Origin of the sequence: Microbulbifer guangxiensis (assembly GCF_021729075.1) — a bacterium.
Taxonomy (GTDB): domain Bacteria; phylum Pseudomonadota; class Gammaproteobacteria; order Pseudomonadales; family Cellvibrionaceae; genus Microbulbifer; species Microbulbifer guangxiensis.
Genome location: NZ_JAJSAQ010000002.1, coordinates 609,114 through 626,567, shown reverse-complemented (window position 1 = coordinate 626,567; position 17,454 = coordinate 609,114). Strand labels below are relative to the sequence as shown.

The 17,454-nt window shown below is 59.7% G+C and carries 10 protein-coding genes; 6 read left to right on the top strand and 4 right to left on the bottom strand.

Going from position 1 to position 17,454, the window contains the following annotated elements; translation table 11 throughout:
* Nucleotides 1-172 precede the first annotated feature (172 nt).
* On the bottom strand, nt 173-2,059 hold the full coding sequence (locus tag LVD12_RS06855; protein WP_237066764.1) for an MFS transporter: 1,887 nt from the start codon (nt 2,057-2,059) through the stop codon (nt 173-175).
* Between the two features lie 209 nt (nt 2,060-2,268).
* Nucleotides 2,269-3,621 (bottom strand): NADP-specific glutamate dehydrogenase, encoded by a 1,353-nt coding sequence (gdhA, locus tag LVD12_RS06850; protein WP_237066762.1) that lies wholly within the window; start codon nt 3,619-3,621, stop codon nt 2,269-2,271.
* A gap of 266 nt (nt 3,622-3,887) precedes the next feature.
* On the opposite strand from gdhA, the gene LVD12_RS06845 reads away from it, so the two are divergent.
* Both LVD12_RS06845 and LVD12_RS06840 read left to right on the top strand, forming a co-directional pair.
* Nucleotides 3,888-5,114, top strand: coding sequence for an ATP-grasp domain-containing protein (locus tag LVD12_RS06845; protein ID WP_237066760.1), 1,227 nt, complete (start codon nt 3,888-3,890; stop codon nt 5,112-5,114).
* A gap of 29 nt (nt 5,115-5,143) precedes the next feature.
* Entirely contained in the window at nt 5,144-7,144 is a 2,001-nt protein-coding gene (locus LVD12_RS06840; protein ID WP_237066759.1) for a hypothetical protein, read from the top strand.
* A gap of 167 nt (nt 7,145-7,311) precedes the next feature.
* Here LVD12_RS06840 and LVD12_RS06835 read toward each other — a convergent pair whose 3' ends face one another.
* Nucleotides 7,312-9,387, bottom strand: a complete 2,076-nt coding sequence (locus LVD12_RS06835) for a M13 family metallopeptidase (RefSeq protein WP_237066757.1) — start codon at nt 9,385-9,387, stop codon at nt 7,312-7,314.
* Nucleotides 9,388-9,575: 188 nt separating this feature from the next.
* On the bottom strand, nt 9,576-10,730 hold the full coding sequence (locus LVD12_RS06830; RefSeq protein ID WP_237066755.1) for a TonB family protein: 1,155 nt from the start codon (nt 10,728-10,730) through the stop codon (nt 9,576-9,578).
* Between the two features lie 340 nt (nt 10,731-11,070).
* Here LVD12_RS06830 and LVD12_RS06825 point away from each other — a divergent pair, with 340 nt between their 5' ends.
* The 4 genes from LVD12_RS06825 (at nt 11,071) to LVD12_RS06810 (ending at nt 17,394) form a co-directional block, all read left to right on the top strand.
* Complete coding sequence (locus LVD12_RS06825) at nt 11,071-11,772, top strand: cyclic nucleotide-binding domain-containing protein (RefSeq protein ID WP_237066753.1); 702 nt, start codon at nt 11,071-11,073, stop codon at nt 11,770-11,772.
* A gap of 122 nt (nt 11,773-11,894) precedes the next feature.
* Nucleotides 11,895-13,181 carry an efflux RND transporter periplasmic adaptor subunit gene (locus tag LVD12_RS06820; protein WP_237066751.1) on the top strand — a complete coding sequence of 429 codons (1,287 nt, stop codon included), beginning with the start codon at nt 11,895-11,897 and terminating at the stop codon, nt 13,179-13,181.
* Nucleotides 13,181-16,348, top strand: coding sequence for an efflux RND transporter permease subunit (locus LVD12_RS06815; protein ID WP_237066749.1), 3,168 nt, complete (start codon nt 13,181-13,183; stop codon nt 16,346-16,348). The genes LVD12_RS06820 and LVD12_RS06815 overlap by 1 nt, the downstream gene beginning before the upstream one ends.
* Nucleotides 16,349-16,455: 107 nt before the next feature.
* Nucleotides 16,456-17,394 (top strand): phosphoribulokinase, encoded by a 939-nt coding sequence (locus LVD12_RS06810; RefSeq protein WP_237066747.1) that lies wholly within the window; start codon nt 16,456-16,458, stop codon nt 17,392-17,394.
* The last annotated feature ends 60 nt before the right edge of the window (nt 17,395-17,454 follow it).

The following is a 17,454-nucleotide window of genomic DNA, read 5'->3' as shown; positions in this document are numbered from 1 at the left end:
GAGGCGAACAAGGCCGACTTGGTCACGATCCTATGGCCAGTGCAGACTAACGTCATTCGCATGCTGGGTCAGTTTCCGGCCAGAGGACAATAACGAGTCGCCCCCAGCGCCCGCATGAAAGCCCGTGGGGTAGTGTCACTGGAGTCCTGGCAACTGCGGCTATGCTGGTGATCTAGCGCTGCTCACCTCGCAATCCCAGTACTACTTGCTCGAGCTCCTCTGCCCGCGCGGAAGCTGCATCCAGTGGCTTGCCAGCCACCACGCTGACCCTTGACCAGAAGCGCTTCGGCCAGGTGCTGAAGGCGCTGCCATCCTTGTGGCTGAAGAAGCTGCCCCACAGGCCGCGCAGGGCCATGGGGATCACCGGCACTGGATTTTTCTGCAGGATCTTCTCGATACCCGCCTTGAAAGGCGCGAGCTCGCCATCCCTGGTCAGCTGCCCCTCGGGGAAGATGCACAGCAGGTCGCCGTCGTTCAGCGCTTGCTCGATTTCCTCGAAGGCGCGGGTGTAACCCTGTGGGTCTTTCTGCTTCGAGCAGATGGGGATGGCGCGGCCGGTGCGGAAGATGAAATGCAGCACCGGAATCTCGTAGATGGGCTTGTACATGATAAAGCGGATCGGCCGGCGTACCGCCCCGGCCAGTAGTAACGCATCCACGTAGCTCACATGGTTGCAGGCAATGATGGCCGGGCCCTCATCGGGAATTTGTTCCAGCCCCTCATGCCTGACCCGATACATGGTGTGGGAGAGGAGCCATACCAGGAAACGCATGGCGAATTCCGGCACCTTGTTGAAAACAAACACTGCTACCGCGGCATTCATCAGCGCGATCACCAGGAAGAATTCCGGGATGCTGAAGTTCAGCAGGTTCAGGAAGGTGATGCCAAGGATTGCCGAGATCACCATGAACAGCGCATTGAGGATATTGGTGATGGAAATCACCCGTGCGCGCAGGGCTTTTTCTGTGCGGTCCTGGATCATTGCGTACAGTGGCACGATATAGAAGCCACCGAAAATGCCGATCAGCACCAGGTGTGCGAGGAAGGCCTGTGCTCCGGGGCTATGCCAGAAAGCAGTGAGGCTCGGTTCCTGCAATGGCTCCAGTCCACCACCAATGACCGCCAGCATTACGCCGCCATAGGTGAGCCCGGCGGCTCCCAGAGGCACCAGCCCCAGTTCGATGCGGCCACCGGAGAGCCGCTCGCACAGCAGTGAGCCGATAGCGACACCAATGGTGAAGCTGCACAACAGCAGCGCTACCAGGCTCTCGCTGCCGGCGAGCACATTCTTGCTGAAGCTGGGGATCTGGGTGAGGTAGGCTGCGCCCAGCAGCCAGAACCAGGAAATGCCGACAATGGAATAAAAAATGGCCGGTGTCTTGACGATCTCCCGCAGCAGACGCGCCGTCTGGCGCATGGGATTCAGGTCGATCTGTAGATCCGGTACCGGAGCGGGTGCAGCCGGCACGCTACGGCAGACCAGGTAGCCGGCCATGGAAACGGCGATGATGACACCGCCGACCCACCAGGTGCCGCCACTTTCGCTATCACCGATGCCGAACAGGATGGTGCCTGTGATGGTGCCGGAGAGAATGGCCACGAAGGTGGCCATCTCCACCAGCGCATTACCGCCCACCAGTTCGTTGCGCTGCAGGTGCTGGGGCAGGATGGCGTATTTGATCGGCCCGAAAAATGCCGACTGCACGCCCAGCAGGAACAGCACCAGCAGGCTCAGGTTATTGTTGCCGCTGACAAGCGCGTAGACGCCAAGCAGTGCGATGCCGATCTCCGCCAGCTTGATACGGCGGATCAGCAGGCTTTTGTCGTACTTGTCGGCGAGCTGGCCGGCGGTGGCGGAGAACAGGAAGAACGGCAGGATAAACAGGCCAGCGGCCAGGTTGTTGAGCGTATTTGCCTGATCCGCTGCCAGGCGGAAGGCAATCATCACCATCAGTGCGCTCTTGAACACATTGTCATTGAAAGCGCCGAGAAACTGTGTGGTGAAGAACGGCAGGAATCGACGGCTGCCGAGCAGCTGGAATTGATTGCGGTGGGCCATTTCCGGGCTCCCCTGTGATCGATTTGCTTCGTATATTACGGGAATCTCCCCGCAATGGCTTCTACCGCATCGGTGCGATAAAGGGAGCAGGATAGCGCTGAAAGGCAGGCCTTCAGCGGTTTGGCGATGGCTGGGCGGCAACAGGGATCAGCAGGCGGTTGCTGCAGGCTTGTGTAGTGGGACGCCCGTTGCTGAGTGAGTTGGCTGGATCAACCGATGCCCTGAGCCAATACCGCACTGGCAACGCGGTTAAAAGCGGCGATATTGGCACCACGGTGATAATCCACATAACCGTCGTGCTCACCGGCATGCTTTACACACTGGTTGTGAATATCCTGCATAATCTCCAACAGTTTTTCGTCAAGGCGCTGCTGCTCCCAGCGTGAGAACGAGGCATTCTGGGCCATCTCCAGTCCCGAGAGCGCCACGCCACCGGCGTTGGAAGCTTTGCCCGGTGCATGCAATATTTTCCTGTCCTTGAAAATTTCAATGGCGGTTTCTGTGCAGGGCATGTTGGCTCCCTCTGCGACGATAAGACACTGGTTCTGCGCCAGCGCCTTTGCATCCTCACCATCGAGCTCATTCTGGGTGGCGCAGGGCAAGGCGATATCACACTCGAACTGCCAAGGTTTTTCTCCCTCATGCCAGTCCCCACCGGCAGCGGCACGGATTTTTTCCAATAATTCCGTGCTGTCCATGCGCAATTCGATTACCCGGTTGATCTCCTTGCCAGGGATACCTTCGGAATGATGCAGTACCCCTTTACTTGAAGAGAGCGTGATAACTCTGGCGCCCAGGTCGATGGCTTTCTGAGCGGCGTGCAGGGCGACATTGCCCGAGCCAGAGATCGCGACACGTTGAGTTTCCAGGTCCTGATCGCGACGGGCAAGCATACAGCGCAGGAAATAAATCAGGCCATAGCCGGTGGCCTCCATTCGTACATGGCTACCGCCGAATTCGATATCCTTACCGGTCAGTGCGCCGCTGAATGTATTGGCGAGGCGGCGGTACTGACCGAACAGGTAGCCAATTTCCCGGCGCCCTACATTGATATCCCCGGCGGGCACATCAGTGTTTTCGCCGATATGGCGATAGAGTTCATTCATGAAAGCCTGGCAAAAGCGCATGATCTCACGATCGGAACGACCGCGCGGATCAAAATCAGAGCCCCCTTTGCCACCACCGATAGGCAGGCCAGTCAGTGCACTCTTGAAGGTCTGCTCAAACGCGAGAAATTTCAGAATGGAGGTGTTGACCGATGGATGGAAGCGGATACCCCCCTTGTAGGGGCCGATCGCGCCGCAATGCTGGACGCGCCATCCGCGGTTGACATGGATGTCACCTCGATCATCCTCCCAGCACACCCGGAAGCTGATAATTCGGTCGGGCTCGCTCAGTCGTTCGAGTACTTTCGCCGATTGCCACGCTTTTCTTTCCGAGTAGGACGCATAGACATCACAGGCCAGGTCGCGCACTGCTTGGATAAATTCCGGCTCATCGGCGTTTCGCGACTCTACCCAGTCAATAAAGTTGTCCATGCATCGTTCGTTACTGCTGTTCATGGGGTTCCCTTGAATCAATGAGCTCCACATTCTCTGGTATATAGAGGCGATACGAAGACAATGGCCGCGGAGGATCAACTGGCAACAAGATTAGTCTCACCCATCGAGGCCGTCTATTCAGGCGCCAGATTCCTTTCAACTGAAATTTTGCTGCGTTAGGGTGGTAATAGCGAACGAGTTGGACCGTGTTCATGGTCGTGGGTTGGGCCAGAATGCGGCTCTGATTCTGTTCATCTGCTTGTTGAATGCAGCAAAGGGAGTCTCCCATGGGTAACTATGACCGCAGTAAGGGATATGTCGCGATTCTGGGATGGAGTCTGAACGCCATCGATGCGATTGACCGCTTCGACCGGCGCTATGTCATTGTGGCGCCGCCCTGGGCGGAGGAGTATGCAAATCGCTATGACATCCCGTTTATTTCATGGAATTTTGAGCGTCTTAACGAGCGTTCCATGGAAATTGCCCAGCGCCTGAAAGATGAAGGTGTGGATGTGGCGATCCCGCTGTACGAGGAAACTGTCGAGTGGGCGGGTGCGATCAATTCCGTTTTGCTGGGCAATCCCCGTCTGATGGGACAGGCACTGCTGTTTCGTGACAAGGCGTTGATGAAAAGGCGTGCGCAGCTCGGCGGAATCCGGGTCGGTATCTTTGAAGAAGCCCAGGATAAGTCCGACGTGATCCGCTTTCTGACCCGGGTCAATCAGGCGTTGCTGAAACTTGATGGTGACCCCAATGACCCGATCCATCTCAAGGCTTTCGACAAGGCCGGTTGCCTGGGACATCGTGTGGTGCGCACGGCCGATGATGTGGATAACATCCCCGAGGATGAATTTCCGGTGTTGATGGAGAGCCACCTGGACGGCTGGGAATTCGCCGTTGAGGCCTTCATTAAGGATCGCAAGATTCAGTTTATGAACATCTCCGAGTACGTGACGCTGGGTTACTCGGTATTCGTACCTGCGACCCCGGATCTGGAGAAATGGCGACCGCGGGTGAAAGAGGAAATTGAAAAGCTGATAGAGGCGTTTGATATCGACTTCGGCTTTATTCACCCGGAGTACTTCGTGACCAGTGATGGCAAGATGTATTTCGGCGAAGTGGCATATCGGCCACCGGGCTTCAATGCTTTCGAGCTGATCGAACGCGCCTATGGTTTCAATGCCTACCAGGCCATGGTCATGATGTTTGATCCCAAGACCACCGATGAAGAAATCGCCGAGTTTTTCCCCCGGGAAGTGGTGGATGCCAAGGGGCACGCGGGCTGCTTCGGCGTATATCCCCGGCGTCGGGTGATCAACGAACTCAAGATTCCCGACGACACTGCGCAGGATGCCTACTTCGAATTTCACGAGCTGCAGTCGCCGATGCAAAACAAGGTGCCCAAGCGTAGCGCCTTTGGCACACACTGGGGGCTGGTCTATTTCTTCGGCGATGATCCCTACCGGTTGCGAGACCTGCTGAAAGCTCAGGAAGAACTGGATTACTATATCTGATGAACTGAGCAGTAAGCTGGGCAAAAGCCGTGAGTGAATGGGATCTTGGGAAGCTGGCAGAAAAGTTTGAGCATGTGCTGAGCCAGCTGGAGCAGGCGCGCCGCTTCAATAAACAGCGCTACCAGGCGGCCACGCTGGAGGCGGCCGCACGTCTGCTTCCACTGGAGGGTGGTGTCGAGCTGCTCTTCGAGCATGCGGCTCGATATGATCGCGCAGGATTGTTCGTCGATACGGCCTGGGACAACCCCGAGACCCTGTTGCCGGGCCTTGTGCGTACTTCGCTGGAGAGCGGTGACCGGGTCACGGTGACCATTGAACTGCTCAGCGAGTTGCGCCTGCTGGCACTCGCCCGGGGGCTTCACTGCCACGCCGGCGTGCCCGGTGAGCAGGCGCGCCACTTTCTCACCCAGGTGCTGGCGCTGAACCTTGATTACCTGCTGGCAGGCCCTGCGGAATCGTCCCGTGTGCGGCTCGGCAATTCAGCCCCTGCCGTGGATCGGGTATTCCGTTTGCTGCTTGCCGGGATCGATTTTGCCGATATCCTCGGTAGCCTGGTGACGGAAATTCAGCGGATGCTGGCCCAGCGTCCCATCCAGGTAGACAGTATCAAATCCATGATCACCCAGATCGCGGTGGCGCGCGCCCGTGGTGACGACGCCAGTGAGAGCGCCGGAGCGGAGGCGGACTTGCTGGTTCGGGCATTGTTCGGACCCAGTTCGTCCTGTGCCGATGATCCGGGACTGGACGTTTTTGAGCAGCGCCTGGCTGCACTGGAGCCCGACGGTTTGCTGGCCGAGGCGCGGCAGTTTGCCGAACATATGCACGGCGTCGGGCTGGTCTCTGATTATCATGCGCAGTTCCTGCGCTGGGCGCTTGCGAGTGGGCGCGAGGAACTGCTGGCAGATGCGCTGGGTCTGAGCAGTACCGGGATCGATGTTCTGCGCTGCTATCAGCAGCTGGTGCACCGGCTGGTGGGGAGGGCGGTTCATCCGCAGACGGCACAGTGTGTCTATAGTCTGGCGATGATGCTGGAAAGCGGTGTGCTGTATGCACCGCCCATAGCGCCGGCGTTGTGGCGCCAGATCGACCTGCCGCTGTCGCCCCACTGTGAAACGTTACTCACCTTTGCCTTCGGCAATGCCGTCCCGGCCACTGACCGCCTGCTGGCGGGAGCGCTGGCAATCCTTGGTCAGCCCCTTGGCATTGGCCAGGGTAATAATCCCACCTGCCAGTCGGCGCGGGCCATCTCAATGTGGGCTTACAATGACCCGGATTACCTGCTTTACCTGATTCAGCAAGCGGCCCGCTTCGATGAAGTGGTGATGCATTTCGAGGGCACGCCGATCTCCTCTGCAGGTGTCGCGGCCACCGACCTGCGGCAGCTGCCGCTGGATACGGACCCGGTTTCGGTGCTGCTGGTACCACACCTGGACAAGATCTATCACCACATGGGGCAACTCTGCGCGGACCGGGGGGACGACCCCCATCGCTGGGTCAATCCGGAGTTTCACGGCTGGTGGGTTGGACGTTCTTTCAACCTGGCAGTGGATCTCGAGAGCGGGCAGTTGACGGCATACCGGGATTTTATTTCGCGCTTCTACCGCAGCTATCACCCCTACTACAACGGTAACCAGCCAATCATCCACCCGCAGCCCGCCGGATTGGCAATCACAGACAGCAACGGCGCCTTTGTGGGGTGGCATGCGATTACCCTCATCCGCGTAGCCCTGGACCAGGAGGGGGCGATGCGGGTCTATTTCTTCAACCCGAATAACGACAGCGGCCAGAATTGGGGCGGCGGAGTACAGGTTTCCACGGATGGCCATGGAGAGCGCCATGGTGAGTCCTCACTGCCCTTTGCCGAGCTGGTGTCACGCCTCTATCTTTTCCACGCCGAGGCCGAAAACAGCCAGGCGGGCTCCGAGCCCGAGAGAGGGGAAGTGACTGAGGTGATGCAGATGGCAGTGGGCAGCTGGGCCTCGTCGAGAGTCCAGGGGGTTCCTGCGGAAAATGAGGAAAAAGAAAACTAAAAACCAGGCGCGTTGATGTGTCCGCGGCGGCCGTGGGGCGATCGGTCCTGGCCCGCATCGTCGTGGACTGGATCAGTCGACGTTGATTGAGCCTGAGAAAGCAAAAAAGCCCCGCGAGCGGGGCTTTTTTGTGGCTTTTCAGCCTTGAGCGACGATTGTGGCTTGAATTACCAGATCACTACGCGCTCTTCTTCCGGCAGGTACATATCGTCGCCTTCCTTGACGTCAAAGGCAGAGTAGAAAGCGTCGATATTCGGCACTACACCCTGCACCCGGTACTTGCCAGGGGAGTGGGGGCCGGTCTTCAGCTGTGTGCTCAGTGCATCCTCCCGGAACTTGCCGCGCCACACCTGCGCCCAGCCCATGAACAGGCGCTGATCGCCGGTAAAGCCGTCGATCACCGGGGCTTCATCGCCCTCCAGGGACATCTTGTAGGCCTTGTAGGCAATGCCGAGACCTGAGAGATCGCCGATGTTCTCACCGAGGGTCAGCTTGCCATTGATGTGCTCGCCTTCAATCGGCTCGAAGGCATCGTACTGTGCCACAAGCTTGCCGGTCAGCTGCTCGAAGTTGCTGCGGTCACTATCGGTCCACCAGTTGTTCAGGTAGCCCTTGCCATCATACTTGGAGCCTTTGTCATCAAAGCCGTGGCCAATTTCGTGACCGATGACGCCGCCGATGGCGCCGTAGTTGACTGCGTCATCAGCCTCCAAGTCAAAGAACGGCGGCTGCAGGATCGCGGCCGGGAATACGATCTCGTTCATCGGCGGGTTGTAGTAGGCATTGACGATCTGGGGTGGCATGAACCATTCACTGCGGTCCAGGGGCTTACCAAGTTTGTTGCGCTCGTAGTCATTGGCAAAAGTGCGGCCAGCAAGCACGTTGCCCACCAGGTCGTCGGCAGAGACTTGCAGGGCAGAATAATCGCGCCACTCGTCCGGGTACCCGATCTTGGTGGTGAAGTTGTCAAGCTTATGCAGCGCCTGCTTGCGGGTCTCCTCGCTCATCCAGGTCAGGGACTCGATGGAGTCGCGATAGGCGGCCTTGAGATTATTGACCAGCTCCAGCATGCGCTCCTTGGCTTCCGGCGGGAAGTGTTTTTCAACATAGCGCTTGCCAACCAGCTCACCAGCGGTACCGCTGACGAATTGCACCGCTCGTTTCCAGCGAGGTTCCATTTCCTGGATGCCACGCACTGCCGTGCCGTAGAAATCGAAGTTTGCCTGGGCGAGCTCGTCGTGCATGTAGGGTGCCATGGAGGACAGCAGCTTGATCTTGAGATAGCGCTTCCAGGTGGCCAGCTCGGTCTCGGCGATAATCTCGTCGGCCGCGGCAAGATAGTCCGGCTGGCGGATGATCACGTTGTCCAGTGTCTTCAGCTGGCCTTTTTCCAGGTAAGTGTCCCAGTCGATGGAAGGCATCAGCTCGGCCAGCTCAGCCATGGTCCTCTTGTTGTAGGTCTTGTCCGGATCGCGGTTGTCGACGCGGGTCCACTGGTGCTCGGCGAGACGCTTCTCCAGATCATAGACACTTTCGGCCATGGCCTCAGCGTCGGCGAGGCCAGCGATCTGCTGCATCTTGACGAGGAAGGTCATGTACGCCTGCTGTAGCTTCTGGCCGCGCTCACTGTCGTCGAAGTAGTAGTCACGATCCGGAAGCCCGAGGCCAGCCTGGCTGAAGTAGGCGGTGTAGGACTCAACGTCCTTTACATCCTGGTTGATGTAAACACCAAAGGGCGCGTCGTAACCGACACTGTCGGCGTAAGCAAAATAGGCGCTCAGCTGCTTCAGGTCGGTGATCGCATCCACTTTGGCGAGCTCTTCGGCCAGGGCCTGCATGCCGAGTTGCTCGATCTTGTCCTCATTCATGAAGCTGTTGTACAGCGCACCGATTTTCTTGGCATCGGTGGTTTCGGCATGTTGACCGGCTTCCTCGATCAGCACTTTTACGCGCTCGGTACTGGTGTCCCGAAGTTGGTCGAACACTCCCCAGCGGGATTTGTCTGCGGGAATTTTGGTGTTCTTCATCCAACTGCCGTTCACGTACGAGAAGAAATCATCCTGCGGACGCACGGAGGTGTCCATGGCAGACAGGTCGATGCCGGAGCCGAGCTCGACTTTGGCAGCAGTTTCAGTCATTTCGACAGCGGGCTTGCCAGCATCTTCCGCCATTTTCGGCGCTTCAGACTTGGAGCAACCGGCGATTGCACCGGCAATGGCGAGGGGTAGCAGTAGTCTTTTCATAAGGGTACTTCGTTGTTAGATGAATTATTGTCCGCCCGGATAGTACGCCGTGCGGACACGGATCGGCAACAGCGGGGCGGTAAGTGGTGCAGCAGGAGCGTTGAGCGGACCGGCCAGGATAGCCTGGCGGTGCAGAAACGAAAAACCCCGCCGGGGCGGGGTTTTACAGGGGGCTGGTTGGAATTTGATCAGTCCGGCAGGCGGAAGGTGATCGGCACCGTGAACTGATAGGTGTCTTTGACCAGCTGCGGCGGTGCGGCCGGGTAGGGGCCGGCGCGCTCGACGGCCTCGCGGGCTTCGCGGTTGAGGGTGGCGAAGCGGGATTCCTGGACGGACTGGATATCGCGGATCTCGCCATTGGCACCGATCGAGACATTCAGCCGAACGCTGCCTTCCTGGCCGCGCTCCTGGGCGCGTTTCGGGTAGCGGATGAACTTGTAGGTGTGACGCAGCAGCATGGAGTGGTAAATCTGCCTGGCCAAAATCATATCGGCGGTCAGCGGCGCCTCGTCTTCCTCGTCCGCTTCCAGCTCTGCCGGGGCAGCCTTGGGTTGTGGGCGCTTCTGGGCCGGAGCGGGCTTGCTCGGTGCCGGCTTGGCTGTGGACTCCGGGGCCGCATTGCTCACAGATGCCAGGGAAGGCGGTGGGATATCGGCGGCCAGTCTGGGCTTCTCAACTGCAGGAGTGGCGGCGACAGCTGGCTTGCTGGGCTCGGGCTGTGCCGGTGTTTCTGGCTCGGGCTGCGCGCTGGCGGTTACCTGGGCAACACGGTCAGCCGAGGGCTCAAGCAACTCGTAGGTGCCCAGCAGGCCGGAATCCACGTTGCCATTGGCCAGCAGGTGGTCGCGGAAATCCGTGGACGGCGGGACCGGGCCAACCCAGGCGCGCAGCAGGGTGTTGAAGAAGTCGCGGTCGGCAATCTGACCCAGTTTTACGCCGTTCAGGGACACGGTGGTTTTGCCACTGTTCCCGTCGAAAGCAACGCTGAGCTGGTCACCTTTGTAGAAGCGTCCCTTGAACAGGTTGGCGAAAGTCACCATGTTCTCTGCCTGGCCGCTGAGTATATCGCCGGAGTTATTGATGGCGATGCCTTCCATCCACTGGTTGCGGAAGCGACGGGCGGACAGGCCGTCGGCAATGATGCGGACTTCCAGCTTGCGTGTGGTGTTGTTATCCAGGAGTACGCTGGCGCTGTCTGCCAGGGTGTCGGAATAGACCGCAGCGATGTAGCGGTCTTTGTTGAATTGCTGTTCGAGTGCGAGTCCGTTCAGTAGAGGTGCGGCTTGGGCAGTCATAGCCGTCGCAAACACCATGAGGGCGATGAGAATTTTTATCGGTTTCATGGTTTTCAGGGTTTCTTTTATTCCGGGCGGGATATTCCGGCGGATAAGAATTCTGGCACGCCCCCTCCCCCGAGGTATGCCTCCAGATTTTAGTCCTTTAAACCCCGCATTTTGGGGTTGAATAATCTGGATACTGCTTAACTCTACTGTAACTGGAATGTAGTTCAACCCTGGAATGGGTAGAATGTCTCGTTTTTCTGAAAATGGTGGCGCGTGGGGAACACAGCCGTCATCCTGAACCTAGAATATCCTGACCAAGGATCTTCTTTTGCAGTTGGCCGACATGGAGTCAATGTCTGCTTGGCTGCTGTTTCAAACGATAAAGATATAGAAGTACCGGATGGAAATTACACCGCTCAGCAATTATCCGCGGGATGCCGTGGATCGACTTCTAAATGTCATTCATTTATTTCGTGATATTCGTGCCAGCAGCGAGTGGCAGTACGACGTACTGCTGAAGCGGTCGCGGCTCACCAGTCTCGCCCCGGGGGAAAAGCTCTTTGCCGCAGGGGACATGGATCAATGGGTGTATTTTCTTCTGCGCGGCGAGCTGCACGTGCAAGTCGAGCCCCAGGGAGGCGGGCCCACCGAGCGGCCACTGGCCATGATCCGGCCGGGTGAGTTGTTCGGGGACCTGGCCATGTTGCTGGCGGAGCCCCGCAGCGCCGATGTGGTCGCTTCCCCGACCAGTCGTGAGACGCTGGTGCTGGGGGTGGACTGCACCCTCTTTACAGATCTCGAGGATTTCTCCCTGTTGCACCTGCCGACCAAGCTGGTTTTCTATCGCAACATGGTGCACTCGTTGCGCTGGAAGCTGGAGGTCTACCGCTCCAAGTATCCCTCACACGAGCTGGCCAACAGCCACCGCAAGCTGAAGCTCTACACCGGACCCAAGAACAGCCGTGAAGAGTTGCTGGCGCTGGCGGATCAGGCCCGGGCCCTGGCCCGCATCCTGCTGGACTGGAACGCGGAATTCGGCAGCGGGCAGCTGGTGGACGAGAAGTCAGACATGTCGGACTTCCTCGAGTCCATGCTGTCCTGAGCACCTTTGCCCTCCCGGCCGCCCCACAAGCCACTCCCATGGCGGGTTGACCAACCCGTCATACAGGCTGATCCATTCCTGATTTCGGTTTCAGTTAGCAATTGTCATTAGAGCCGCTCACAATGCGGCCGTACAATCTGCTGTCCGTCCCCGCACGTAAAAAGCGTGATGACGGCGATGCCCCACTGAACGATGACAGGTTTTTCCCCGCTATGAATGTGTTTGCGAGCTTTTGGCAACAGAGAAACTACCGTATTGCCACGATCGTGGCGCTGATCGCGCTGCTGTGGCTGGCCAGCGGTTTGCTCGCCCCCGAGAAAGGCTCGGGTGACGGCGCAGCTAACCGGCAGGCTGGTGCTCCGGCCAGCTCCGGGGAGTCGCTGGCAGTCCAGGCCCGGCGGCTGCAGGCCCAGCCCTATACCACCCGGGTGCTGGTCAACGGACATACGGAGGCCAATCGGACGGTGAAACTGAAAGCGGAGCTCGATGGGGTCATCACCGCACTGCCGGTGGCAGAGGGCCGCACTGTTCGCCAGGGTGAAGTCATCTGCCGGATCGAGGCCGAGGACCGGCCGGAGCGGCTCGAGCAGGCAAAAGCTGCCCTGCGCAAGGCGGAATTGGATTTTGCCGGAGCCCAGCGCCTGCGCGACAAAGGTCTCCAGTCCGAGACGGATATTGCCCAGCGCGCCGTTGCCCTGGCGGATGCCCGGGCCGAGTTCAAGCGCGCCCAGGTGGCGATGGAGAACCTGGAAATCCGCGCACCCTTTGATGCCGTGCTCAACCATCGCGCCGTGGAGCTGGGTGACTTCATCCGTCGGGGCGAGGAATGTGCCACCCTGCTGGACCTGAACCCGATACTGATGGTCGGTGAAGTACCCGAATCCCAGGTCGGCAGGCTGGTACCCGGGGCGCCCGCCAGTGCGCAGCTGCGCGGGGGCGAGCGGGTGCAGGGGGAGTTGCGCTATGTGAGCCAGGAGGCTCACCCGGTCACCCGCGCCTACCGGGTTGAGGTGGCAGTGGCCAATGACAGCGGCTCGCTGCGCGGGGGCCTCAGTGGCCAGCTCGCGCTCCCCACCGGTGAAGTCAGTGCCCACCGGATCAATGCCTCCCTGCTGACTCTCGATGACCGCGGTGATCTGGGCGTGCGTATCCTCGATGAGGAAAACCGTGTGCAGTTCCGCAACGTCACCCTGGTGAGCGATGGTGATGCGGGCATCTGGGTGACGGGACTGCCAGATCCGGTAACACTGATTACCGTGGGCCAGGAGTATGTCACCGTGGGCGAGATGGTCGAGGTGGAGATGGAAGAGGCCGCCGGTGATCTGCCTCCCCCGAGCCAGTCCCTGGGTCGAGAAACCGGTGCTGCCGTTGCTGAGTCTGCCGCCGCGACGGAAGGGGACGAGCTGTAATGAGAATCCTCGAGCGAGCCGTAGACCGGGCCCGAAGCACCATCAGCTTTATGCTGCTGGTCGTCCTGGTGGGTATCGTTGCCCGCAGCCTGATGACCATTGAGACCAATCCGGAGGTCAACCCGCCGTTTGTGATCGTACAGGTCCGGCACGAGGGCATTTCCCCCGAGGATGGGGTGCGCCTGCTGGTGCGTCCTCTGGAGCAGGAAATCCGCTCCATCGAGGGCGTGATGGAGACCATTGCTACTGCGCGGGAGTCCCTGGCCTATGTGGTGGTGGAGTTCGACGCTGCCATCGATGTCGACGAGGCCGTGGATGAAGTGCGCAATGCCGTCGACCGGGCCAAGGCGGAACTGCCACGGGATGCGGATGAGCCGATCGTGGAAGAAGCGGCGGCGCAGCCATTCCCGGCGATCGTGGTCACCCTGGCCGGCGAGCAGCTGGGTGAGCGGGTACTGTTGCAGAGTGCGCAGCACCTGCAGCGGAAGATCGAAAATATTGCCGAGGTGCTGAGTGCCGATATCCAGGGCAACCGCGAAGAAGTGGTGGAGGCTACCATTGATCCGGTGCGCCTCGAGCACTACCAGATCACCAGTAACCAGCTGATCAGTGCCATCACCGGCAACAACCTGCTGATTCCTGCAGGCGAGCTGGAAATGGAGAGCGGGCGTTTCTCGGTGAAAGTGCCCGGCCTGATCGAGACCGCGAGGGATGTCTACGATATCCCCATCAAGTCCTCTGGCGACGGGGTGGTGACACTCTCGGATGTGACGGATATCCGCCGCACTTTCAAGGATGCCTCCAGTTACACCAGCGTCAACGGCCGGCAGGGCTTGGCGATCAATGTAGAAAAACGCAATGACGCCAGTTCCGTGCAACTGGCGGACGCGGTGCGCGAAGTGGTGCTGGCCGAGCGGGATAATCTCCCCCGCGGCGTAGAGCTGAACTTTGTCTTCGATCAGTCGAATTTCGCCCGCGATATGGTCAGCGAGATGCAGGGCAATATTCTCACCGCCATGCTGCTGGTGATGATCATCGTCGTCGCCGCCCTGGGCTTCCGTTCCGGTATGCTGGTGGGGCTCGGCATCCCATTCTCGCTGCTGTTCGGATCCATCATCACCTGGTACCTGGGCTACTCGTTCAACTTCATGGTGATGTTCGGCATGCTGCTGGCCCTCGGCATGCTGATCGACGGTTCCATCGTGATCACCGAGTACGCTGACCGGAAGATGGCCGAAGGCATGTCTGCGCGGGTTGCCTACACGCTGTCGGTGCGTCGCATGTTCTGGCCGGTACTGGCCTCCACCGGCACGACCCTGGCGGCCTTCCTGCCGATCATGTTCTGGCCGGGGGTGGTCGGCGAGTTCATGCGTTACCTGCCGGTGACGGTGTTCGCCGTGCTGTCGGGCTCTCTGCTGTATGCACTGTTCTTTGCGCCGGTACTGGGATCCCTGTTCGGCAAGGGCAGCCTGGATGTGGCCGCGCAGGACTACCTCAAGCAACTGGAGAGCGGCCAACCCACGGCGCTGTCCGGAATCACCGGCTGGTACGCGCGGCTGCTGAAGGCCATCGTACAGCGCCCGATCCTTGCGTTTGTCTCCACGCTGGTTCTTCTATTCGGTATTTTTGTCGGCTTCGGCCGCTTTGGTGCCGGGGTCGAATTCTTTACCGATACCGAAGAGCAGTACGGCAACGTCGAGGTGCGGGCCCAGGGCAACCTTTCCGTGGCCGAAAAGCGGGAGCTGGTGGCCCAGGTGGAGCGTGCGGTGCTGGGGGTGCCGGAAGTGCGCGTTGCCTACACCGCGATCGGCTCCAGTGGCCTCTCCGGCAATCGCGACCGGGCACCGGACCAGATCGCCAATATTCTGGTCGAGCTGATTCCGGCCAAGGAGCGCCAGCGTCGCAGCGGCGCGATCTTTGCCGATCTGCGCGCACGCACGGCGGACTTCCCCGGCATCAAGGTAACCGCCGATGAATTCGAGGGTGGACCGCCCATCGGCAAGGACATCGTGCTGGAGCTGCGCTCACAGGACTATGACGCATTGCTGGCGGAGACTCGCCGGCTGCATCATGCGCTTTCTCACCAGTTCGAGGGCCTGCGGGACATCACCACCACCGCGCCGTTGCCGGGGATCCAGTGGGAGGTGAAGGTGGATCGGGCCAAGGCCGCCCTTTACGGCGCGGACCTGACGGAAGTCGGGCGCGCGGTGCAGCTGGTGACCAACGGTGTGCGGGTCGCAGAATATCGTCCTGATGACAGTGACGAGGAAGTGGATATCCGCATCCGCTACCCAGAGACTGCCCGCGGTATCACCGCACTGGATCAGTTGAAAGTGAATACCCCAGGCGGTGCTGTGCCTGTCAGCAGCTTTGTGCGCACCGAGGCCCATCCGAAGGTCGACAAGATCGAGCGCATCGATGGCATCACCCGTATGCAGGTAAAAGCAGATGCCCAGGAAGGCGTGTTGCCGGACGACAAGGTACGGGAGATCCGTGCCTGGGTGGCGGACAACCCTGTTGACAGCGGGGTAGAGTTGCTTTTCCGCGGTGCCGATGAGGAGCAGAATGAGTCGCTGAGCTTCCTGGCGGTGGCCTTCCTGCTGTCGCTGTTTCTGATGTTCATCCTGCTGGTGACCCAGTTCAACAGCTTCTATCAGTCGCTGCTGATCCTGTCGTCGGTAGTGATGTCGACCCTGGGGGTAATGCTGGGGTTGTTGATCACCCAGAGCACATTCAGTGTGATCATGACCGGTGTAGGTATCGTGGCGCTGGCGGGTATCGTGGTGAACAACAACATTGTCCTCATCGATACCTACAATTACGTGCGCAACAGTGAGCCGGCACTGTCGCCGGCAGCCGCCGCAGTGAAAGCGTCGGCGCAGCGGTTGCGGCCGGTGTTCCTCACCACTGCCACGACCATTCTTGGCCTGTTCCCGCTGGCGCTGGGCGTCAGTGTAGACATGGTCGGGCGTGAAGTCGTGGTGGGCGGCGTGATTGCTTCCTTCTGGGTGAAGCTGGCAAGTGCCATCGTCTATGGCCTGACATTCTCCACCGTGCTGACACTGGTGGTGACGCCGGTAATGCTGGTATTGCCGAGCCGTCTGCGCGATTTGTGCACCGGGCTGTTGCCGCCACGGATTCGCGGCGCCCAGTGGGGGGAGGGCTGACCGCCCGCCCCTTCAGGGCTGGAACGGAAAGTGCATTCCTTCCGGGGTATTGCAGCAGGGAGAGAGCGGATGAACAGGAACAGCGGAATGTTTGCGGTCCCCGGCTTATGGCTAACAGTGCAATGACGTCCACCTGGCCGCGATTCGTTCTGGAGCGGGCGGAGGCGCTGCGGCAAAGTCTGGCGATGCCAATCGCCGGTTTTGTCACCGAGCGGCGGTTACCGCCTGAGTTCAACCTGTCTATCGATGCCTATCTGCTACCCCTTGCCGTCTGGCTTGCCGAGCAGCGCAAGGATGAGTGCTGCCTTGTCGTGGGGTTATGTGGCGGCCAGGGCTCCGGCAAGTCGACGTTGACGGCATTTCTCAACCTCGTCTGGTCCGCAATGGGACTGCGCAGCACCGGTTTTTCCCTCGATGATATCTACCTCACCCGCGCCGAACGCCTGCAGCTTGCCCGCACTGTGCATCCGCTATTCGCAACCCGGGGTGTGCCCGGCACCCACGATGTGCCGCTCGGCATAGAGACTATTGATCGACTGTGCACCAGCAGTGACACGGAAAGCGTACCGATCCCCTGGTTCGACAAGTCCATCGACGACCGCGCACCACGGCAGTCATGGGTTCGCCAGCATGGCCCTGTGGACATCCTCGTATTCGAGGGTTGGTGCGTGGGGGCGCAGCCCTGGCAGGGCAATGATGAACCCATCAATGCGCTTGAGCGGAACGAGGATCCGCAAGGTATCTGGCGCAATTACATCAATCGTGCGCTGGCTGGGTCGTACCGGGACTTATTCGCCCGGATGGATACTCTGGTAATGCTCAAAGTGCCCGACATGCAGTGTGTGCTGGCATGGCGTACTCAGCAGGAGCACGAGCTGCGCAGCGTCAGTGGTGGCGGAATGTCGGATGATCAGATCGAGCGTTTCGTGCAGCACTACGAGCGCATCACCCGTAACCTACTGCGGGAAATGCCCGCGCGTGCGGACTGTGTACTGGAGTTGGGCCGCGATCACGGTATTGCAGGGTTGCGCCTCAATTCGCACTGACGACTTCCCTGCCTTGCAGATCTTGCATGACATGGCTGCCAGAGTCCGACCGGCCACCTT